The following is a 21,732-nucleotide window of genomic DNA, read 5'->3' as shown; positions in this document are numbered from 1 at the left end:
TGACGTGTGACGATTTCCGTGAAACTCATCATTGCCGCTATTTATGTTCTATCGATTGCGTACGTCCACCTGCGCGGTCAGGTGCGCCACAAGCTGGGCCGCCAACTGAGCGATCACTCGACGTTTCTCGCGCCGATCAATTGCTTCCTGTACCTGTTCTCGAAAATTCCCAACAAACCGTATCTCGATCCGGCCGACTTCCCGGACCTGAGCCCGTTGCAGACCCATTGGGAAGAAATCCGAGCCGAAGGTCAGAACCTGCTCAAGGCGGGTGAGATCAAGCGCTCGAACCAGTACGACGACGTCGGCTTCAACTCGTTCTTCAAAACCGGCTGGAAGCGCTTCTACTTGAAGTGGTACGGCGACAGCCATCCTTCGGCAATGAAGCTTTGCCCGCGCACCACCGAACTGGTGCAGAGCATCGGTTCGATCAAGGCGGCGATGTTCGCCGAACTGCCGCCCGGTTCGAAACTGGTACGTCACCGCGACCCGTATGCCGGTTCCTACCGTTATCACCTGGGCCTGGAGACGCCGAACGACGCCGGTTGCTACATCAACGTCGATGGCGAGAACTATCACTGGCGTGACGGTGAAGCGGTGATGTTCGACGAGACCTTCATTCATTACGCCGAAAACACTACGCAGCAGAACCGCATCATTTTGTTCTGCGACATCGAGCGCCCCATGAAGTATCGCTGGGCGGCGGCGTTCAATGGCTGGTTCAGTCGTAACGTGATGTCGGCGGCCGGTGCACCGAACGAAGCGGGCGACAAGACGGGTGGCATCAATCGACTGTTCACCAGGATCTACAAGATTCGCCTGCGCGGCAAAGCGTTGAAGAAGCGCAACCGCACACTCTATTACCTGGAGAAGTGGGCGATTTTTGCCGGGTTGCTGGCGATTTTTGTCTGGATCTGATTGAGGCGTCGCGGCTGCCCATGGTCCGGCGCAAAGTTTTCAGCGGCGTACCAGCCAGTCCTGGCAGGGGATCAACTTCGTGTTACATGGTTTTGGTTAACAAATCCGAACCCTCGGCGTAGCGTGCTATCGAAGGCTGTATCACCTCGAGAGGCTGGCCATGAACCGATTAGCGTTTGGCATCATCACGATGGCATTGACTGGCGTACTGAGCCAACTGGCCCAGGCCGACACCCGGTTACCCGCATTCCCGATGCTGTTGGCCCAGAGCCCGACGGGCGCCGCCAGCAATCCTTACAACAGCCCGATTCGCCGGGCCAACCCCAATAGCATGCAAGGCACACAACCCAGTGCGCCGGTTATTCGCGGGCCCAATACCGTGCCTGTTCCTCGGCCGCCAACGCTGGACAACGGCGGCATTGGCAACCGCTATCCCCAGGATCGATCGGCGCCTGTCAGCCCACCGAAATTCATCCCCAATCCGCCCCATCGAGACGCAGGCACCAGCAACCGTTGAGCAGCAGGACGCACGTCTTGCCAGCCATTCAGACGACAAAAGGAATCGTGCATGTTGCGTAAAACCCTCCTGGCCACCGTGTTTGCCAGCGCCCTGATCAGCGCCGCCGCACCGGTCTTCGCGGCGTCCGTGCAAGCGCTGAAAAGTGAACAGGGCACCCTTGAGGTCACGCCCATCGCCAAGGGGCTGGATCACCCGTGGGCCTTGGCTTTTCTGCCGGATCGCCAAGGGATGCTGGTGACCGAACGGCCTGGTAACCTGCGCGTGGTCAGCGTCGACGGCAAACTTTCGGCACCGCTCAGTGGCGTACCGAAGGTCTGGGCCAAAGGGCAGGGCGGTCTGCTCGACGTGGTGCTGTCGCCGGATTTCAAACAGGACCGCACGGTCTATCTGTCCTACGCCGAAGGTGGCGGCGAGGGGAACAAGGCCGGTACGGCGGTCGGTCGCGGGCAACTGTCGCAAGACCTGACAGCAATCAAAAATTTCAAAGTGATCTTCCGTCAGGAGCCCAAACTTTCGGTCGGCAATCACTTTGGTTCGCGACTGGTGTTCGACCGTGACGGCTACCTGTTCATCACCCTCGGCGAGAACAATGACCGGCCAACCGCGCAGGACCTGGACAAGCTGCAAGGCAAGGTCGTGCGGATCTACCCGGACGGCACGGTGCCCGACGACAACCCCTTTGTCGGCCAGGCGGGTGTACGTCCGGAAATCTGGTCGTATGGCCAGCGCAATCCACAAGGCGCGGCGCTCAATCCCTGGACCGGCGTGCTCTGGGAAAACGAACACGGCCCGCGCGGCGGTGACGAGATCAACATCATCGAACGTGGCAAGAATTACGGCTGGCCGCTGGCGACCCATGGCATCAACTACTCCGGTCAACCGATTCCGGAAGCTACGGGCAAGACCGCTGTGGGCACTGTTGCACCGCGCCACGTCTGGGAAAAATCTCCCGGCCTGAGCGGCATGGCGTTTTACGACGCTGACCGCTTCAAGGCGTGGCAGCACAACGTGTTCATCGGTGCGCTGGTCAGTCAGGAGTTGATACGCCTGCAGTTCGACGGCGACCGGGTGGTTCACGAAGAGCGCTTGATGGGCGAGCTGAACAAACGCATCCGCGACGTGCGGCAGGGGCCGGACGGGTATTTGTATGTGCTCACCGATGAAGATGATGGCGTGTTGTACAAAGTTGGCCTGAAATAAACACAATTCCTGCAGCCGCTGGCGAAACTTGTGGGAGCGAGCCTGCTCGCGATAGCGGACTTATGGCCAACATCTATGTTGATTGGTAAGGCCCCATCGCGAGCAGGCTCGCTCCCACAGGTTCCGTCAACTGCTACAGGGAGCGGCGATAAAGAATCACCGCCGCCCGCAACTTGCCGCGCCCGAAACTGCACATCTTCTCGAACTCCCCATGGCTGACCGGCAAATGCTGGCAATCCATGGGCTGACGATGCTGGCTATGGTCGACATCCGGGTCGTGCAGGTACACAAATTCCTCATCGCAATCGGTGACGATCACCCAGTGCGGCGACTTGGAGCGGGTCAGCCGGTAACTGCTGATCAGCACCAGCGGCTGTCCGCCGTCGTTCAGTAACCGTGGCAGGTCCAGCGGACCACCGAGCACCTGTTCGACGTCGGTCGTTCCCAATTGAGCCATGAACTCCTCGTGCACCAGGCGCATGACGTCTTTTTTATGCTCATCGCGCACGCCATCGAGAAACAACGGCCCGGCCATGCTCACTTGCAGGCGCACACGAAACCCGCGTCGCGCCGCCGCTAATGCCAGGCCTTGAGGGCTGCACCCGCCGTGGCCAGAGGTCATGAACACGGTGGTCGCTTCGCGCCAGATCTGCAGTTCTTCGCGGCGCTCCAGCATGCGACCGGCTTGCAGTGCGCCCATGGCCATCAACAGGCACGCGGGGCCGCAGGTGAAATCGGTGGTCTGGGCGTACCAGGGCACGTTGATATTGCGCGAGTCACGGTGCTGAAGGATGCGTTTTTCCAGGCGCAGCGCATCGGCATGGTCCTGGTAATAATCATGGATCAGCGCGAAGCGCCGGTAACCGTTGCGCTCATACAGGGCGATGGCGGCGGGGTTGTCGATGCGCACTTCCAGCCGCAGGTACGCGCAGTCGTGTTCCAGGGCGCAGGCCTCGATGCGTTCCAGCAATTGCTTACCGAGCCCACTGCCGCGAGCCTGTTCGGCGATGGCAATCGAGTAGAGCCGCGCCAGCGATGTGCCCCGGTGAAACAACACCACTGCGTAGCCCAACAATTGCTCGCCACGCTGGGCCACCAGCAGTCGTCCGTGAGCGCGGGTGATCATCCATTGAAAGCTGCGGCTGGTGAGCCGGTCCGTGGTGAAACATTGCTGTTCGAGTGCCAGCAACGCGGGTAAGTCTTCAACTACCGCCAAGCGAAAGACAGGATTCATATGACCGCCGTAAAAGTTGCGTAACGAAACGGGACTTTCGAAAAAGTTCGTGCTTAATAGGAAAGGTCTTGTTCTCCAACGGATCAATCACTATGTCAGCGGTACAGGGTCATTGGCGCGAAGTATCCGAGCAAAGTTTGCCGGCAGCAACTTATTTAAATGACACGGTTAGAACTTCAAGTCAGTTGATTATCATCGTCGAACGCAAGGAAGACTGGGCGTCCTACTTTCCCAGCGAAGACATCGTCACGGCTCAGGAATACCTCGAGCAGACCCGCGACAACGAGCAGGGCAAACGGGTCCAGGTGATCAACCTGTGTCGCAGCTACAAGTACCTGGGGCACGGTTATTACTGCTCGCTGCTGGCAGAGGCGCGGGGGCACAAGGTTATTCCATCGGTGCGTACCATCAGCGAACTGACGCGCAAAGCCCTGTACGGCCTCGCGCTGGATGACCTGGATAAAACCCTGGAAAAAGCCCTCAGTCATCACCTTTACAGTGATACCGAAGGTTTTACCCTGACCCTGTATTTTGGCAAGACACATATAGAGCCGTTGCAGGATTTGGCGCGGCAGTTGTTTGAAGTGTTTCCGTGCCCGATATTGTTAGTTGAGTTTCGCCGAACTAACGGCTGGCACATCGAAGGGATAAAGTCTGGCGCCTTACACAAGTTGCGCGAAGATCAGGAAGATCAGTTCGCCCACTCACTGGACACGTTCAGTCGAAAGATCTGGCGTGTGCCACGGTCGCGACGCCTGGCGCGTTATGACCTGGCGATCCTGCACGATCCGCAGGAAGCGTTGCCGCCGTCCAACCCCAAGGCGCTGGAAAACTTCGTACGTGTCGGCAAGACCTTGGGCATTGACGTGGAGCTGATCGAGCGCAAGGACTACGCACGCATCGCCGAGTACGACGGGCTGTTGATCCGCGAGACTACAAGCGTCGACAACCACACCTACCGTTTCGCGAAAAAAGCCGAGAGCGAAGGGTTGGTGGTGATGGACGACCCGGCCTCGATCCTGCGTTGCACCAACAAGGTCTACCTGACCGATCTGCTCAACAGCCATCAATTGGGCATGCCCGCCACCGAAATCCTCTACAAGGAACGACCGGAAGATTTCGAACGGGTCGGCGAGCGCCTGGGTTTTCCGCTGGTGTTGAAGATTCCCGACGGTTGTTTCTCCCGTGGCGTGATCAAGGTCGAAAGCCAGCAAGCCTTACTCGAAGCGACCGCCGAACTGTTCGAACACTCGGTGCTGTTGCTGGCTCAGGAGTTTTTCTACACCGAGTACGACTGGCGCATTGGCGTGCTCAACCGCAAACCGATTTTTGCCTGCCAGTACTTCATGTCCAAGGGCCATTGGCAGATCTACAACCACAAGGCCAAGGGGCAGGACATCAACGGCGAGTGCCGTACCCTGGCGGTTCACGAAGCACCGCGTGCAGTGGTGGAGCTGGCGGTGAAAACCGCGAACCTCATCGGCGACGGCCTCTACGGCGTCGACCTCAAGCAGTCCGGCGACAAGGTGGTGGTCATCGAGGTCAACGACAACCCGAACATGGATGCCGGCATCGAAGACGCGTATCTGCAGGACGATTTGTACTCGTTGGTGCTGGAAGAATTCGTCCGCCGACTGGAACTCAAACGCCGCGGCCAGGCCTGGTGAGCGGCCGATGATCAAGAGCTTTCAACTGACCCACGGCGTGCTGCATGCGGTCGAACGGCTGGACGCCGAAGTGATGCTGTTCAGCAACCCCGATGCGGCCGAGCGCGACTTGCTGCACAGCCATTTCAAACTCGATGAACACGCCCTGGCGTCGGCGCTGGACCCGGACGAGGTGTCGCGCATCGAGTTTCACCCCGACAACCTGTTCCTGATCTGGAAGCGCCCGGAGAACTACTCCGGCGCCGGCAGCCTGGCCTTTGAGGTGTCGTCCTGCGGCTTGCTGTTTTCTACCCAGCGTTTGCTGGTGATCGCCACCGACGATTCGCCGCTGCATGGGCTCGGCACCCGGCAGAAACTGAACACGCCGTTGGATGTGCTGCTGGATCTGCTGTTCAACAACATCCATCACTACCTGGGTCACCTCAAGGTGATCAAGCTGGTTGCGCGGGAGTTGCAGCAGAAATTCAACGCGTCGATGCAGAACCAGCACCTGATCCAGATGTTCAACCTCAGCGAAAGCCTGATCTATTACATCAATGCGATTCACAGCAACGGCGCGGTCCTGACCCGGCTGCGCAACCACGCGGAAAAGGAGCACTTCGGCGCCGAGGCCATCGGCCTGATCGACGACCTGATCATTGAAAACAACCAGTGCTACAAACAGGCGGAAATCTATTCCACGGTGTTCTCCGGGCTGATCGACGCCCGGGGCAACCTGATGAACAACAGCATGAACAACCTGCTGCGCAAACTGACGCTGATCAACGTGGTGTTTCTGCCGCTGAACCTGATTGCGAGCATCGGCGGCATGTCCGAGTTCAGCATGATGACGGCGGGTACGCCGTGGTGGGTTTCATACCCGTTGTTCCTCACGGCAATGATGCTGGGGGCTGGAGTGATGGTGTTGGGGCTCAGGCGGTTGGCCAAATGATGTGGTGAATGTCAGGCCGCCATCGCCGGCAAGCCGGCTCCTACAGCGGCGCGCACAACTTGTAGGAGCCGGCTTGCCGGCGATGGCGGCCTCAATAACACCAAACACCTCGGATCAGACTTCTTGCGCGGCACCCACAGACCTCTTCCGCTCCTGCAACCCGCGAACCACCAGATACAACAACGGCCCAATCGATACAAAAATCGCGGTGAGCAATAGATAGGGAATGACGGACAATGCCGACTGCCCACGCTTGCGCGCATCGCTGTACATCCACACCCCGGCCAGCGTCGCCAGCAGGTAAAGATCAATCACCACCTGCGCCGTATCAGGTCGTGACATCAGGCTGATGCCAAATTCGATCAACGATTGTTCCGCCTGGAGCATCACCGCAACGGTGTAGCCAGCGAAGGCGAGCAGGGCAATCAGGGGCAGGGCGATGGACTTCATGGTTTCCTTCCTTGGACGATGAGCAGAACAGCGAGCCTACACAGGCCGGGAAAATTTGGCCATTGACTTGCCTGTCATGCCCGGCTAATTTCCAGCCATGACTTCCACCGTATTGCGCTGCCAGCCAAGCATTATTACCGCCATTCCTTATTTGGCGGGCTAGCTCACGACTGCAGCACCCAACCCGCCCTAGAGGCGGGTTTTTACTTTCTGTCTCTTGGGTTCTGATCAACGTCAGGAGACGACCATGAACAGCACACCCGCCCAGCAGAGCTTGCTTGAGCATTACGTCAAAAAGATCCTCGCCGCGCCGGTGTACGAACTGGCGGTACGCACGCCGTTGCAAGTAGCGCCGGCGCTGTCCGAAGTCCTCGGCAATCAGATCCTGTTGAAACGCGAAGACTTGCAGCCGACTTTTTCCTTCAAGATCCGTGGCGCCTACAACAAGTTGGTACAGCTCAGCGATGAGCAGAAGGCGCGCGGTGTGATCACCGCCTCGGCAGGCAACCATGCCCAGGGCGTGGCGCTGGCGGCGCGTGAATTGGGGATTGCCGCGACCATCGTCATGCCCGCCACCACACCGGAATTGAAGGTGCTTGGAGTGCGCAGCCGCGGTGCCGATGCCGTGCTGCACGGGGAGAGTTTTCCGTTTGCCCTGGCGTACGCCTTGAACCTGGCAGAACAAACCGGCCGCCCCTTCGTTTCGCCCTTCGACGACCCGGACGTGATCGCGGGGCAGGGCACCGTCGCCATGGAAATCCTCCGTCAGCACCAAGGAGCGCTCGACGCGATCTTCGTGCCGGTGGGCGGTGGCGGCCTGATCGCGGGCATCGCCGCGTACGTCAAATACCTGCGACCTGAAATCCGCATCATTGGCGTCGAGTCGGAACATTCCGCGTGTCTGCGCGCCGCCTTACAGGCAGATGAGCGTGTTGTCCTGCCCAACGTCGGTACGTTCGCCGATGGCGTCGCCGTCGCTCAGATCGGCGCTTATGGTTTCGAGGTTTGCCGGTTTTGCGTGGATGAGGTGCTGACCGTCAGCAATGACGAACTCTGCGCGGCGATCAAGAACATCTACGACGATACCCGCTCGATCACCGAACCTTCCGGTGCGTTGGCCGTGGCGGGCATCAAAAAGTACGTGGCGCAGACTGGCGTGCGTGGTCAGACGCTGGTGGCCATCGACTCCGGCGCCAACATCAACTTCGACAGCTTGCGCCACGTCGCAGAGCGCGCCGCATTGAGCGACGCCCCAGCGTAAGCGTAAGCGTGAGCGGGCGCTGGGCGCTAATCGATCACCCGTTCCCCCTGTGGGAGCGAGCCTGCTCGCGATGACGGTTGTACATTCAACACATCTGGTGGCTGAAAGTCCGCTATCGCGAGCAAGCTTGCTCCTACAGGTTTTGCATTTGGGCGGGGATTATTCCTGAACAGCTTTTTCAACCGTGCTCGACGCCGACCAGATCCGGTAGCGGACTTCCACGTCCTTGGGCACGTAAAGCACGACGGGCAGTTTGCTGTTGTAACGCAACATAAAACCGTCGCCTACGAATGGCACAAAGTCCTTTTTTCTCGTGCCATCGGGGCAGGCCATCAACGTACTCATGGGATCGATGGTTCTTTCCAGCTGGTAGAACGGGTAGCCCCAACCCTCGAGGTTTTTCTGCTCGAGCATGCCTCCCAGACCTTGGTGATTACAGTCAACAGTCAAGGTCTTGCCGGCGAGAATCTCGACCTGGTAGCGGTCTTCCTGGCTCTGTGGGGCGAGGTGAATCACCTGGCGGGTGAAACCTCTTTCGGCTTTGGGAAACGGTGCAACGTCTTCGAGTTTCGCCGCGTGAACAACGGTCGATAGTCCGGCAACAATCAGCCCGACGGTAGTGAAACGGGTCAATGAACCCATGATGCCTCCTTGCGTGTGAGTAGGGTCAGCAGATACTGACTGAACTGGCCGCAGTTTTACCGCCATGGGCGGCCAATGCAAACCCGGACTCATCAGGTTGCAATTTGCAGGGGCGAGAACCTGCGTTCATGCAGACTGCATGAGTCCATTTACTTGAAGACACATTAAACCTTTGAATTACCGATGAGCTGCACGGCGAAATCCGGGGCATGTTTTATGCTTCATCTGGTCCTGAAGCTGGCCGCGAATGAGTTGAGTCGGCATTGATAGCTGATTGGCAATCTCACATAAGGAGAGGGTCGCCATGTTTCTTTCTGCCTTGGAACTTCGCAACATCATCGAAAGCAGTTTTCTGCCGAAACGTTGTCAATGCACGCTGACGCCCGACCTGTCGATGAGCATCAAGGTGTATGCCGACGGTCAAACCGATCAAGTAGATCTATTGGTCACTGGCATAGACGCCAGCACACTCAATGGCTGCCGGGAAATCAATGACCTGATTGCCGGGCTGCGCACCGAAATCCAGCATCGGGCAGAACTCCAGACGCTGCACCCCGACCGGCAAGCGCTATAAGCCAATCCTGTAGGAGCAAGCTTGCTCGCGATGGACGTAAACGATAACGCGTGTTTTCTGAATAAACGCGTTATCCGAACGTTTTTCGCGAGCAAGCTCGCTCCTACAGAAAAGCATGAGTGTCGCGTTATCAATTCTGATAACTGCACGCATCCGACCATTTGCGATACGAGATCTCTGCGGGTTTTCCCGACGTATCGATGTACTTCATCTCAGCCGTAATGACTTTGCAGTCCAGCGTCGTAGGTTCGGTCAGCGCAACCACCTTGGCCACGTGCAGCGGCATCCCGTATTCGTAGGGCACGGCTTGAGAGGAAGTGGTGTCGTCGGCCTGGGCAAGCCCGGCAAACCCGGTGCAGGCGAGGGCAGCGGTAACCAGCAAAATGCGCGTATTCATGAGCAATCTCCGGTGCGGACGGAACGAGAGTTCGACGTAGTGAACGTCGAACCTGCCGCACTGGGCGTCAGAGGAACCTGAGGGCGTGCGGTCCAGTAAAGTTTTGGACCGCAGGGTTAAGCAATGGTTAACCCGGCTGAATGCCGTCTGTCGTGAGGGGCGTTTCTGTCAGGCGTTTCTGTCAGGCGTTTCGTTGGGGTGAAAATCTTCGGTAGCTTCGGCTTCGTCCTACAAGGATGGATGCTTTGTCGACTTTCGGCTGATGGGGCATAGCGATTACTGTTTGGGCTCGCTGCAAAATCAGCGAACAGGTTTGGTCACCTGATAACACTTGTGCATAGATGTGCGATCATTCGCGCCGCGGACTTCTGCGTCTTGTAGTGCGTTGCAATGGTGGCTGTGTGCAGGACGCCTTCGGGCGAGCCGTTTGAGTGTTACCGGTTGACCAAGCCTGTACACAGCCGCCTCCATCGTTTGGTCACGGTGCTGGCGATTACTAATTAATACTCGAGTAATTACTATGCATACGTTAAATCCATTCCCCGAACGTCACCGTTCAATCAAAAGCAGCGTCACCGAAACATCTCCTCTGGTCATCGACACCGAAGCCAACCCCCAAGACATCCTCGAAGCCGCCCTCCAGCGCATCCGCGCCTCCAGCGAGCTGCTTGAGACACTCCACCTCCAATGTTTCAAGGACGGCGACGTCCAGGACATCCCCCACATCACGCATGCCCTTTACCTGCTGACGCAGGACGGTTGCGATTTACTCAAGGTTGCGCAGCAACGGATGCTGGGCTGGAAGGCACCAGCCTGACGTTTGATCTGTACTGACAAATCCAGCGCCCGTAGACGCTGGATTTTTTATGGGGGCGACGCAACTTGAATGACTTGTTGCGGCTTTCAAGTTGTCAGTGAACCGTCTTCGCCTGCACCACATTCCCCGCACGATCCTGATCGGCAGGCGTCGGCACCACCGGCGGCAACTGAGCAATCCCGGTGCCCGCACCCGGCGCACCGCCCGAGTTGGCCTTCACCTCAGCCCCACTAATCGTCACACCCCCCGCATCGACCTTGACGAAACTCCCGCCAGCCTTCGCCGTCAGTTCCATCCCGCCTTCAACCACGACCTTGTTCCCCGCGTGGTAGTGAATCTCTTCACCCGCCTCAACAAACTGCGCCGTCCCGACCTTCACGTGCTGGGTTACACCCACCGTAAGGTGATCATCCGCCCGCGCTTCAGTCTTGCGGTCCAGATGCGTAATCCGGTGCTCTTCCACCTTGAACTCGCTGAACACCTTCGCCTCAACCGTGTCATGCCGCTCGTTGCCGATGCGGATTTTCTGGTCGTGTTCGATGTTTTCGTCCCAGTCGCGCTGGGCATGCAGGTAGATCTGTTCCGCGCCTTTTTTGTCTTCGATGCGAAATTCGTTGTAGCCCTTGCCGCCCGGTGAGCTGAGGGTCTTGAAGGTGCTGCGGGTTTTGTTGGCCGGCAGGTCGTAGGGGACGACGTTTTCCTTGTGGTACAGGCAGCCGGTGACCAGCGGTTGGTCGGGGTCGCCTTCAAGGAAGGTGACGAGCACTTCCATGCCGACACGCGGGATGGCGATGCCGCCGTAGGCGCTGCCGGCCCAGCCGGTGGCGACGCGCAGCCAGCAACTGGTGTTGTCGTTGGCCTGGCCGTCGCGGTCCCAGTGGAATTGCACTTTGACGCGGCCGTACTCGTCGCAGTGGATTTCCGAGCCGGGCGGGCCGGTGACGATGGCGGTCTGGCTGCCGAGGACTTGCGGTTTCGGGTGTTCGAGGGCAGGGCGGTAGTGCGCGTCCCACGGCGTGGCGAGGAAGCGGTTGCGGTAGCCCTGGTGGAAATCGTCTTTGTTGTGGGTGACGTCGCTGGTGACGTTTGCGCCGAGCACTTGCGGTTGTTTGCCTTCGTGGACCACTTCCAGCAGTAGCCAGAGGTCGTTCCATTCGGCGCGCGGGTGTTCGCTCAGGGCCATGAAGTGACCGCTGACCAGCGTTGGCTGGTCGCCTTTGCCTTCCGCGAGTTTGTAGTCGCTGCGGTGGCGTTCGAGGGCGCGGGTTGCCAGTTGCTTGCCACGGGCACGGTCGGTGAAACGGCCGGGGTAGTCGTAGTCTTCCAGGTCCGGAGCGAACGCACTGGAAGCGGCGCCTTCAGGCAGGATGCGCGGTTTTTCGAAGTCGTAATCGCGACGGCTGACGCGGCTGGTGCGGGTTTCCAGGCGCAGGTTGAAGCGCTTGATCACCGGTTTCTCGGCGGCCATGCCCGAGTCTTGCTGATAGGCCACGGGCGCCAGTTTGCGGAACACCGTCTGGTCGTCGCCGAACACCAGTTTGTGGCCGCTGCTGCTGTGCTGGAAGTGGAAGTGAATGCCTTCTTCTTCGCACAGGCGCTGGATGAAATGCAGGTCGGATTCGTCGTACTGCACGCAGTAGACGCGCTCCGGATAGATCGCGCCGAGCTGGAAGTCATAGGCATCGGCCAGAATGCCACGGGCCTCAAGGACCTGGGCGATGATCTTCGGCACCGTCAAATGCTGGAAAATCTGCTGGTCATGGTTGTGGCGCAGGTAGGCCAGTTGCGGCACCAGGCTGATGCTGTAGCGGGTCAGGCTTTTGCCGGAGTCGCCTTGCTCGATGCGATAGACCAGGCCGTGAATGATGCCTTCGCCGGTGGCGCCGAAGGTCAGGCAGCCGGGCTTGTGCAGCAATTCTTCGAGTTTCAGGTCGGGGCGCGCGCTGACCAGTTCGATGTCAAAACAGAAGGGCTGATTGAGGGCTTCGCGACCGACGAAACTGAGTACCTGAAGGTCAGCGGAAACGCCTTCCAGCGTGAGGGAAATATGGATTGCGTTTGCGTCCAGCATGCCTTGAATTCCGTCCTTTGGATAAGCAGGAGCGGATGGTGCAGGATTAAACCGCCTCGTTCAAGGCGCAAATGCCGTAGATGAGGGCGTGCCCCTGCATCGGGAAAACCCCTAATGGCACGGTTTCGACCAATAAACACGGGGGCTCTTCGCCTGCGGGCTCATCGATCAATTGCCCCCCGCTGGTCAGCGCCGTGCCAGAACAGGGAGTCATTTTCCGACTAAAGTCGTCTGTAGCCGGTAAAAGCCTTCTGCCATCATTGCCGCTCACCCCCGTGTGTCACCTTCATCCTGGCCAGTTCCTGGTCCGGGGCGAAGCTATTTTCTGGCTTATTGCGTCTTGCGCAAACGCTGCACTGTTGGAGCTTTTTCATGCGTCCCCCTTTTCAACTCATCACCGCGCGCCAGTCACTCGGCTTCGGCGCTTTAGTCCTGTGCGCCGGTTTTATCGTCCAGGCTCAGGCGAGCGGTTTTCTCGATGACACCACGGCGAAGATCGAATCGCGCACGGTGTATTTCAACCGTGATTTTCGTGATGGTCATACGTCCACCGAACAGGGCGCGTCCAAGCGCGAAGAGTCGGCGCAGGGCTTCATTCTTAACCTGCAATCGGGGTACACCGAAGGCACCGTCGGCTTCGGTATCGATGCGCTGGGCATGCTCGGGTTTAAACTCGATTCCAGCGCCGACAGCAGCAACAGCGGCTTGCTGCCATCGTCGGGTGAAAACCCGCGTGGCTCGAAAGACCAGTACGCCAAACTCGGCCTGACCGCCAAAGTGCGCGTCTCCGACAGCGTATTGAAGTACGGCGCGCTGCTGCCGGACGTGCCGCTGCTCAAGTACAACGACGGGCGTTTGCTGCCGACGATGTTCAACGGCGCGCAGCTCACTTCTAAAGAGATCAAGGACCTGACGTTCATGGCCGCGCGCCTGGACCAGTACACCGCCCGGGACTCGACCGACGCCCAGGACATCCGCGTGCACTGCAAGAACAAGCGCTACGCCTGCAACGTCACCGCCGATCACTTCGACATGTATGGCTTCGACTACAAGATCAATGAGCGCCTGACTGCGCAGTATCACTACGCCGAGCTGGAAGACATCTATCGCCAGCACTTCGTGGGTTTGCTGGCCAGTCAGCCGCTGGGTGAGGGCGTGCTCAAGGCTGATCTGCGCGTGCTCAAGAGTGCCGACAGCGGCGCCGAGCGTGCCGGCTCCATCGACAACCGCGCACTGAGCGGCATGCTCGCGTACGCCATCAGCGGCCACACCTTCAGCGCCGGTTGGCAGCGCATGAACGGCGACAACTCGATGCCGTACCTGGATGGCACCAATCCGTACCTGGTGAACTACGTGCAGGTCAATGACTTCGCCGCCGCGCAGGAGCGTTCGTGGCAACTGCGTTATGACTATGACTTCAAGTCGATCGGCATCAACGGCCTGAGTTTCCTGACCCGTTATGTGAACGGCGACCACATCAAGGTGCTTGGCAGCGATCAGGAAGGCAAGGAGTGGGAGCGCGACAGCGAGCTCAAGTACGTGGTGCAAAGCGGGACGTTCAAGGATGTCAGCCTGCGGCTGCGTAACGCGACATACCGGACCAACTACGAGAAGTTTGCGCGGGATGTGGATGAGACGCGGTTGATCATCAGCTACAACTTTTCGGTGTTGTGACAGGGAGGCCGCCTTCGCGGGCAAGTCGGGTCGCCGCATCGCTCGCTCCTACAGGTTCTATGGCGCGACGCCTACCTTGTAGGAGCGAGGCTTGCCCGCGAAGAGGCCCTCACATTCAGCCAAGATCCAACTGCTGCCGATACGGCAAATCCGGCCCGGTCTTGCTGCACGTCAACGCCGCTGCCCGCACCGCAAACTTCAACATCCCGTCGATCTGCTCGCGCGCCAGCGATTGAACGCCCTCGACCGAATCCAGCTGCTGCTCGGTCAGCCAGGTAATCAACGCCGCCTGGAACGTATCGCCAGCCCCAACGGTGTCGGCAATCTTCACCGGACAGGCCGGCACCGACCACGAACCGTGATTGCGGCAAAACACTGTCGCCCCTTCGCCGCCACGGGTCAGGAACACCACCTGACAGCGATGCTGCAACCAGCCTTCAATCACTTGCTGCGGATCCTGCCCGGGATACAACAGGCTCAGGTCCTCATCGCTGACTTTGATCAGGTCGGCCAGCTCAACCAGCGTCGCAACCCGCGAACGCCAAAGCTCGATGTTCGGTTCAGGATTGAGCCGCACGTTCGGATCAAGGCTGATCAGACGCTTGCCACTTTCCCGCTGCACCAGGGCCAGCAGCGTGTCGGCAATCGGCTGCACCACCAGCGAGAACGAGCCAATGTGCAAGCCGCGCACCTCTGGCCCCAGTTCCGGCAAATGCTCCGGTTTCAACTGCCGATCCGCGCAACCTTCGCCCCGAAAGCTGTACTGCGGTGAACCATTGGCACCGACCGCGACCATTGCCAGGGTGGTCGGTGCGGCGAAATCCACCAGGTAATCCGGGCGTACGCCTTCATCCTGCAGCACTTGTTGCAAGCGCCGGCCCAGGTAGTCGGTCGACAACCCGGCAAACAGCGCCGAGTCCACACCCAAGCGGCGCAACCCGACCGCCACGTTGAAGGGTGAGCCGCCGGCAATCGCCTTGAAATTCACTTTTGAAGCCAGGCCGCTGGCGTCGTCTTCACTGAAGAAATCGAACAGCGCTTCGCCACACACCAGATACATAGTTGTTCACTCTTTAAAGGGTTGCGACATGCTGTTGATAGCGTTCATAGGCCTGCTGACAGGCCGTTACATTTTCTGCAATCGGCAGGGTTTCGCTGGCCGGATCGAGCTTCACGCAGCGCTCGCACAAGTCCGCGAGGCTGTCTTCGTGGCCGTTTGCCCAGGATTTGCACCATGCCGCCTGAATTGCCGCGCCGAGGGCGGCGGCTTCGCTTTGTTCGGTGCAGATCACCTTGGTGTTCATGATGTCGGCGACAATCTGGCGCCACACCGGGCTTTTCGAGCCGCCGCCGATCAGGCAGATGGTGCGGCTTTGTAAGCCATTGTGGCGCAGCAGGTCCAGCCCATAACGCAAACCGAAGGTCGTGCCTTCGACCACGGCGCGGCACAAATTGGCTTGCGTCAGGTTGGTCATGGTCAAGCCCAGCAAGCTGCCGGTGGCGTGGGGCAGGGCGGGGACGCGCTCGCCGTTGAGAAACGGCAGCATGCTCACACCTTCGGCGCCGATTGGTGCTTGCGCGACGAGGGCGTTGAACTGCTCGATATCCAGCTCGAACAGGTCGCGAATCACCCCGGTGGCATTGGTCAGGTTCATGGTGCAGATCAGCGGCAACCAGCCACCGCTGGAGGAACAGAACGTCGCGACCGACGCGTCAGCGCTGACGGTCGGTTGATCGGCATAGGCGTACACCGTGCCCGAGGAACCGAGGCTCATGGTGATCGCGCCGGGCCGGATGTTGCCGGTGCCGATAGCGCCCATCATGTTGTCGCCACCGCCGCTGGACACCAGCGCCTTGGGGTTGATGCCCAGGTGCTCGGCGATGCCCGGCAGGATCGTGCCCACCGCTTGATGGGCGTCGATCAGCTCCGGCAGCGCCGCTTGCAAGCGACCGCTGGGATCAATGTCGCGCAGCAGCTGCAAGTCCCACTGGCGGGTGCGCACGTTGAAATAACCGGTGCCCGAGGCATCGCCGTACTCGCTGCAACTGCGGCCGGTCAGCCAGTAGTTGAGGTAGTCGTGGGGCAGCAGGATGCGCGCGATCCGGGAAAAAACCTCCGGGTGCTGTTCTTTGGTCCAGAGCAGTTTTGAAACGGTGTAGCCCGGTGCGATGACCACGCCGAGGCGTTCGAGCGAGCCTTTTTCACCGCCAATGTGCGCCAGTAGACGGTCGTTCTCCGGAGTGGATTCGGTGTCACACCAGAGCTTGGCGGGGCGCAGTACCTGGCCTTGATCGTCGAGCAGGACCAGGCCGTGTTGCTGACCGGAAACGCCGATGCCGAGGATGTCCTGGCCGTCGACGTTTGCCGCGATCAGCGCACGACGCGTGGCTGAAGTGAATGCTTCCAGCCATTGCGATGTGTCCTGCTCGCGACGGCCATTGGCGCCGCTGATCAACGTGTGTGCGGCGGCGCCTTGGCCGAGGACCTGACCGCTTGCGGCATCGAGGATGATGGCTTTGGTGCCTTGGGTGCCGCAGTCGATGCCGAGGAATAGTTGTTGGTTTGGCATGGTAAATCCTTGGTGTGTCAGGTCGATCTCGGTGAAGCCATTCGCGGGCAAGCCTCGCTCCTACAGGGGGAATTTAGTGGACGCGGATTTTGTGTATGACACCGATCCAATGTGGGAGCGAGCCTGCTCGCGATGACGGCGGTGATGTCACCGCCGCTTTTACGCCAACACCCGCTCCAACGTCCGCGAAACCCCAACTTCGCGCAAACTGTTGCAACACCACTCAAACGCCGCGACAAACTCCGGCGAATGCGCAATCGCCGTACCAAAAATCTCCTCCACCCCCAGAAGTCGCTGGGTCATCAACGCATCATCGGCCACCTGCGCCTGACAAAACGCCGCCCGAGGATCCGGAATGGCGTAGGTATCACCATTCTCGTCCACACCCTTCAAATACAACGCCCATGCCGCCACCACCAGTGCCGCACGCTTGGTCTCCCGGCCATCGGCAATCAAGCGGTTGATGGTCGGAATGGTGAACTTGGGAAACTTCGACGAACCGTCCGAGCACACACGCTCCAGCTGATCGGCAATCGCCTGATTGGAAAAGCGTTCCACCAGGGTGTTCTTGTAATCAGTCAGATCAATCCCCGGCACGGGCGACAGTTGCGGCGTCACGTCCAGGTCCATGTAGGCGCGCATGTAACGCACGAACAGCGGATCGTTCATGGTCTCGTGAACGAAGCGGTAACCCTTCAAAAACCCCAGGTATGTCAGCGCCAGGTGACTGCCGTTGAGCAGTTTGATTTTCATCTCTTCGTACGGCGTGACGTCGTCGGTGAACTGTACGCCGACCTTTTCCCAGGCCGGGCGACCGTTGACGAACTTGTCCTCCAGTACCCACTGCACAAACGGTTCGCAGACCACCGGCCAGGCATCGTCGACCGCGTGTTTGTCGGCCAGTTGCAGGCGATGTTCGGTGCTGGTCATCGGCGTGATGCGGTCGACCATCGCATTCGGGAAGCTGACGTTTTCGGCGATCCAGTCGTGCAGGTCTGCATCGCGCAGCGCGGCGAAGGCCAGCAGCGCTTTGCGGGTGACCGCGCCGTTGTGCGGCAGGTTATCGCAGGACATCAAGGTGAACGCCGGCGTGCCCGCAGCGCGGCGTTTGGCCAGCGCGGCGCATAGAAAACCGAACACGGTTTTCGGCGAGTCCGGGTGCGCGAGGTCGTGCTGGATCTGCGGCAGGTGCGACATGAATTCGCCGTTGCTGTCGTCGATGCAGTAACCGCCCTCGGTGATGGTCAGCGAGACGATGCGGATCTCGGGACTCGACAGTTTGTCGATCAACGCTTGCGCGCCGTCCTCGGCCAGCAGCATGTCGCGGATCGCGCCGATGACCCGGACTTCGGTGTCATCGGTGTCGCCGAGTTCGAACAGGGTGAACAGGTAATCCTGCTCCTTCAGGTCGTCCCGCGCGCGGCGGTCTTCGGCGCGCAGGCCGACGCCGCAAATCGCCCAGTCTAGGCCTTCGCCAGTGTTCATCAAGGCGTCGGTGTAATACGCCTGATGGGCGCGGTGGAAGCCGCCGACGCCAATGTGCGCGATGCCTTGGCGGGCGTCGCTCAGGGCGTAGGCGGGCAGGACCACTTCGGGGGCGAGGCGGTGCAGGTTCTGTTTATTCAGTTTCATCACAGGCTCTCTGAAATCAGGCCGCTGCGCGCAACGGGCGGGTCAGCGCCACGCCGTCGGCATCGAATAAATGGCAGTGTTCGGCGTCCAGGTGCAGGCTCAGCGCCTCGCCATAACGGCTGGCCAGATCGCCGCGAACCCGCATGGTCAGCGCTTCACCGGAGGAGGTCCGGACGTGACAGAAGGTGTCGCTGCCCAGTCGTTCGCTGACGTCGGCGGTGACCTGCAAGGTGCAGTCGCCGGTTTTTGCCAGTTCCAGATGTTCCGGGCGAATGCCCAGCGTCACCGCGCCACCGACGCTCAGGCTGGCGCCGCTCAGCGGCAACGTGATGCGGGTACCGGCATCGAGCGCCACTTCGCAGCTTTGGCTGTCGACACGGGTGACTTTGCCTTTGAGGAAGCCCATCTTCGGTGTGCCGAGAAAGCCTGCGACAAACAGGTTGGCGGGCTGGTGATACAGGTCCAGCGGTGAGCCGACCTGTTCGATCTTGCCGCCATTGAGCACGACGACTTTGTCGGCCATGGTCATGGCTTCCACCTGGTCGTGGGTCACGTAGATCATCGTGGCTTGCAGTTCCTTGTGCAGGCGCAACAGTTCCAGGCGCATCTGTACGCGCAGCGCCGCGTCGAGGTTGGACAGCGGTTCGTCGAACAGGAAGATTTTCGGGTTGCGCACGATGGCACGGCCGATGGCCACGCGTTGACGCTGGCCGCCCGACAGTTGCTTCGGTTTGCGTTCCAGCATCGGCCCGAGCTCAAGGATGCGCGCCGCTTCGCCGACTTTCTTCTCGACTTCGGCTTTCGGTACGCCGGCCAGATCGAGGGCAAACGACATGTTTTTGCGCACGCTCATGTGCGGGTACAGGGCGTAGGTCTGGAACACCATTGCCAGGTCACGCTTGGCCGGGCTGACTTCGGTAATGTCGCGGCCGTCGAGTTCGATGCTGCCGCCGCTGACTTCTTCCAGGCCTGCGATCAGGCGCAGCAGGGTGGACTTGCCGCAGCCGGACGGGCCGACGAAGACCACGAATTCCTTGTCGTTCACTTCCAGGTCGATGCCTTTGATGATGGAAAAGCCTTCGAAGCCTTTTTGCAGATTCTTGATTTTCAGGTTGGCCATGGTGATGGGCCTCCGCTTGTTTTTATTCAGTTGAACCGAACGGGCTTTTTTGTAGGAGCCGGCTTGCCGGCGATGAGGCCCTGAAATTTTGCATCGCTCTTGAGGCCGTCATCGCCAGCAAGCTGGCTCCTACAGGGGATCGTGTCAGGCCGGAAATTCGTATCAGGCGTCGTTTCATTTCACCGCGCCAAACGACAGGCCGCGGACCAGTTGTTTCTGGCTGATCCAGCCGAAGATCAGGATCGGCGCGCAGGCCAGGGTCGACACCGCCGACAACTTGGCCCAGAACAACCCTTCGGGGCTTGAGTACGAAGCGATCAGCGCGGTCAGTGGCGCGGCTTTCGACGAGGTCAGGTTCAGCGACCAGAAGGCTTCGTTCCAGCACAGGATCAGCGACAGCAGCACTGTGGAAGCCAGGCCACCCTTGGCGATCGGCAACAACACGCGGACCATTTCCTGCCACAGCGTGGCGCCGTCCAGGCGCGCGGCTTCGAGGATGTCTTTGGGGATGTCCTTGAAGTAGGTGTAAATCATCCAGACCACGATGGGCAGGTTGATCAGCGTGTAGATCACGATCAGCGCGATGCGCGTGTCGAGCAGGCCAAAGCTCTTGGCCAGCAGGTAGATCGGCATCAGCACGCCCACCGGCGGCAGCATCTTGGTCGAGAGCATCCACAGCAGCGTGCCTTTGGTGCGCTGGGTTTCGTAGAACGCCATCGAGTAGGCCGCCGGCACCGCGATCAGCAGGCACAACGCCGTGGCGCTGAAGGAAATCACCACCGAGTTCCAGGCAAAACTGAAGTAATCGCTGCGCTCGTTGATGTGCAGGTAGTTCTCCAGCGTCGGTGTGAAGATGAATTGCGGCGGCGTGGCGAACGCGTCGATTTCGGTTTTGAAACTGGTCAGCACCATCCAGAAAATCGGGAAGAAGATCAGGATCGCGATGGCCCAGGCCAGCGTGCCGAGCAGCACACTTTGCAGACGACGGGATTGTTGAAGGGTCATGGCGCGGGCCTCAGGCTTTGTCTGTCAGGTTTTTGCCGATCATGCGCACCAGCACGATGGCCGCGATGTTGGCGATCACCACCGCAATCAAACCGCCGGCGGACGCCATGCCGACGTCGAACTGCACCAGCGCCTGGTTGTAGATCAGGTAGGCGAGGTTGGTCGAGGCGTAGCCGGGGCCGCCGTTGGTGGTGGTGAAGATTTCGGCGAACACCGAGAGCAGGAAGATCGTTTCGATCATCACCACGACGGCAATCGGTCGTGCCAGGTGCGGCAGGGTCAAGTGCCAGAAGATCGCAATCGGCCCGGCACCGTCGAGGCGCGCGGCTTCTTTCTGTTCCTGGTCGAGGGACTGCATGGCGGTCATCAGGATCAGGATCGCGAAGGGCAGCCATTGCCAGGACACAATGATGATGATCGACAGCAGCGGGTAGTGCGCCAGCCAGTCCACCGGTTGCGCGCCGAACAGTTTCCAGACGTAGGCGAGAATCCCCGACACCGGGTGGAAAATCAGATTCTTCCAGATCAGCGCACCGACGGTGGGCATGATGAAAAACGGCGAGATCAGCATCACCCGCACGACGCTGCGACCGAGAAAATCACTGGCCTCCAGCAACGCACTGATCAACACCCCGAGCACCACACTGATCAGCAATACGCTGCCCACCAGCAACAAGGTGTTGGTGGCACCGGGCATGAACCCGGAGTCGGTCAGGAAGTAGGTGAAGTTCTCAAGCCCCACGAACTCGTTCTCGCCCGGGTTGAGCAGGTTGTAGCGGATCATCGAGAAGTAAACAGTCATGCCCAGCGGCACGATCATCCACAGCAGCAGCAAGGCCACCGAGGGGCTGACCAGAAACCAGCCGGGGTTGGCCAACCGGCTTTTACGCACCGGCTGGGGAATGTCCATGTGAGCTTTGGCAGTTGAAATATTCATGGCGTTAAACCGTTAAGAACAGACAAATGAAGATCAACTGTAGGAGCGAGGCTTGCCCGCGAAAGCGATGGTTCTGGCGAAAGATATTTGTCGGATGTACCGACGCTTTCGC

Annotated in this window: 19 protein-coding genes and 1 pseudogene; 9 read left to right on the top strand and 11 right to left on the bottom strand. The window is 59.6% G+C overall.

Annotated features, from left to right (window positions below; translation table 11 throughout):
- Positions 1–18: 18 nt before the first annotated feature.
- From lpxO to KGB27_RS13955, 3 genes are all read left to right on the top strand, one after another.
- The gene (lpxO, locus tag KGB27_RS13965) at positions 19–918 is read left to right on the top strand and encodes a lipid A hydroxylase LpxO (RefSeq protein ID WP_223554984.1); all 900 of its coding nucleotides are present in this window, start codon (positions 19–21) and stop codon (positions 916–918) included.
- A 160-nt stretch (positions 919–1,078) separates the two neighbouring features.
- Complete coding sequence (locus tag KGB27_RS13960) at positions 1,079–1,435, top strand: hypothetical protein (RefSeq protein WP_223554981.1); 357 nt, start codon at positions 1,079–1,081, stop codon at positions 1,433–1,435.
- Positions 1,436–1,486: 51 nt separating this feature from the next.
- Positions 1,487–2,638 carry a PQQ-dependent sugar dehydrogenase gene (locus tag KGB27_RS13955; RefSeq protein ID WP_223554979.1) on the top strand — a complete coding sequence of 384 codons (1,152 nt, stop codon included), beginning with the start codon at positions 1,487–1,489 and terminating at the stop codon, positions 2,636–2,638.
- 133 nt (positions 2,639–2,771) lie between these two features.
- On the opposite strand, the gene rimI is transcribed toward KGB27_RS13955, so the two are convergent.
- The gene (gene rimI, locus KGB27_RS13950) at positions 2,772–3,872 is read right to left on the bottom strand and encodes a ribosomal protein S18-alanine N-acetyltransferase (protein WP_223434351.1); all 1,101 of its coding nucleotides are present in this window, start codon (positions 3,870–3,872) and stop codon (positions 2,772–2,774) included.
- 92 nt (positions 3,873–3,964) lie between these two features.
- On the opposite strand from rimI, the gene KGB27_RS13945 reads away from it, so the two are divergent.
- Together KGB27_RS13945 and KGB27_RS13940 are read left to right on the top strand one after the other, a co-directional pair.
- On the top strand, positions 3,965–5,539 hold the full coding sequence (locus KGB27_RS13945) for a RimK family protein (protein WP_223434350.1): 1,575 nt from the start codon (positions 3,965–3,967) through the stop codon (positions 5,537–5,539).
- Between the two features lie 7 nt (positions 5,540–5,546).
- On the top strand, positions 5,547–6,470 hold the full coding sequence (locus KGB27_RS13940; RefSeq protein ID WP_008044231.1) for a magnesium transporter CorA family protein: 924 nt from the start codon (positions 5,547–5,549) through the stop codon (positions 6,468–6,470).
- A 114-nt stretch (positions 6,471–6,584) separates the two neighbouring features.
- Here the strand turns inward: KGB27_RS13940 and KGB27_RS13935 are convergent, their stop codons facing one another.
- Entirely contained in the window at positions 6,585–6,920 is a 336-nt protein-coding gene (locus tag KGB27_RS13935) for a DUF2834 domain-containing protein (protein ID WP_223554977.1), read from the bottom strand.
- Positions 6,921–7,167: 247 nt separating this feature from the next.
- On the opposite strand from KGB27_RS13935, the pseudogene ilvA reads away from it, so the two are divergent.
- A pseudogene (gene ilvA, locus KGB27_RS13930) lies at positions 7,168–8,169 on the top strand (threonine ammonia-lyase, biosynthetic); the annotation flags it as partial.
- A 171-nt stretch (positions 8,170–8,340) separates the two neighbouring features.
- On the opposite strand, the gene eco reads toward ilvA, so the two are convergent.
- A complete protein-coding gene (gene eco / locus KGB27_RS13925) occupies positions 8,341–8,823 on the bottom strand; it encodes a serine protease inhibitor ecotin (protein WP_223554974.1) in 483 nt (160 codons plus the stop codon).
- Between the two features lie 304 nt (positions 8,824–9,127).
- Here eco and KGB27_RS13920 point away from each other — a divergent pair, with 304 nt between their 5' ends.
- Entirely contained in the window at positions 9,128–9,397 is a 270-nt protein-coding gene (locus KGB27_RS13920; protein WP_223554972.1) for a DUF1652 domain-containing protein, read from the top strand.
- Between the two features lie 130 nt (positions 9,398–9,527).
- Here the strand turns inward: KGB27_RS13920 and KGB27_RS13915 are convergent, their stop codons facing one another.
- Positions 9,528–9,794 carry a DUF2790 domain-containing protein gene (locus KGB27_RS13915; RefSeq protein WP_008026577.1) on the bottom strand — a complete coding sequence of 89 codons (267 nt, stop codon included), beginning with the start codon at positions 9,792–9,794 and terminating at the stop codon, positions 9,528–9,530.
- Between the two features lie 520 nt (positions 9,795–10,314).
- Between KGB27_RS13915 and KGB27_RS13910 the strand changes: the two genes are divergently transcribed.
- Positions 10,315–10,611, top strand: a complete 297-nt coding sequence (locus KGB27_RS13910) for a hypothetical protein (RefSeq protein WP_223554970.1) — start codon at positions 10,315–10,317, stop codon at positions 10,609–10,611.
- 94 nt (positions 10,612–10,705) lie between these two features.
- Here KGB27_RS13910 and KGB27_RS13905 read toward each other — a convergent pair whose 3' ends face one another.
- A complete protein-coding gene (locus KGB27_RS13905; RefSeq protein ID WP_223451586.1) occupies positions 10,706–12,682 on the bottom strand; it encodes a type VI secretion system tip protein VgrG in 1,977 nt (658 codons plus the stop codon).
- A 372-nt stretch (positions 12,683–13,054) separates the two neighbouring features.
- Between KGB27_RS13905 and KGB27_RS13900 the strand changes: the two genes are divergently transcribed.
- Positions 13,055–14,356: an OprD family porin gene (locus tag KGB27_RS13900; protein WP_223554968.1), complete on the top strand. Its 1,302-nt coding sequence runs from the start codon at positions 13,055–13,057 to the stop codon at positions 14,354–14,356.
- A 115-nt stretch (positions 14,357–14,471) separates the two neighbouring features.
- On the opposite strand, the gene KGB27_RS13895 is transcribed toward KGB27_RS13900, so the two are convergent.
- The 6 genes from KGB27_RS13895 to KGB27_RS13870 all read right to left on the bottom strand — a co-directional run bounded on the left by KGB27_RS13895 (position 14,472) and on the right by KGB27_RS13870 (position 21,620).
- Positions 14,472–15,416 (bottom strand): carbohydrate kinase family protein, encoded by a 945-nt coding sequence (locus tag KGB27_RS13895; RefSeq protein ID WP_223554966.1) that lies wholly within the window; start codon positions 15,414–15,416, stop codon positions 14,472–14,474.
- A 13-nt stretch (positions 15,417–15,429) separates the two neighbouring features.
- The gene (gene xylB, locus KGB27_RS13890) at positions 15,430–16,926 is read right to left on the bottom strand and encodes a xylulokinase (RefSeq protein ID WP_223554964.1); all 1,497 of its coding nucleotides are present in this window, start codon (positions 16,924–16,926) and stop codon (positions 15,430–15,432) included.
- A gap of 159 nt (positions 16,927–17,085) precedes the next feature.
- Positions 17,086–18,558, bottom strand: coding sequence for a mannitol dehydrogenase family protein (locus KGB27_RS13885; RefSeq protein ID WP_223554962.1), 1,473 nt, complete (start codon positions 18,556–18,558; stop codon positions 17,086–17,088).
- Between the two features lie 16 nt (positions 18,559–18,574).
- The gene (locus tag KGB27_RS13880; protein WP_223434339.1) at positions 18,575–19,678 is read right to left on the bottom strand and encodes an ABC transporter ATP-binding protein; all 1,104 of its coding nucleotides are present in this window, start codon (positions 19,676–19,678) and stop codon (positions 18,575–18,577) included.
- Between the two features lie 174 nt (positions 19,679–19,852).
- Entirely contained in the window at positions 19,853–20,683 is an 831-nt protein-coding gene (locus KGB27_RS13875) for a carbohydrate ABC transporter permease (RefSeq protein WP_008026557.1), read from the bottom strand.
- A 10-nt stretch (positions 20,684–20,693) separates the two neighbouring features.
- Positions 20,694–21,620: a carbohydrate ABC transporter permease gene (locus tag KGB27_RS13870; protein WP_411736703.1), complete on the bottom strand. Its 927-nt coding sequence runs from the start codon at positions 21,618–21,620 to the stop codon at positions 20,694–20,696.
- Positions 21,621–21,732: the final 112 nt, after the last annotated feature.

This window comes from Pseudomonas sp. BF-R-01 (assembly GCF_019946615.1).
Classification (GTDB): domain Bacteria; phylum Pseudomonadota; class Gammaproteobacteria; order Pseudomonadales; family Pseudomonadaceae; genus Aquipseudomonas; species Aquipseudomonas migulae.
This window is presented reverse-complemented; position numbering and strand designations above follow the sequence as displayed.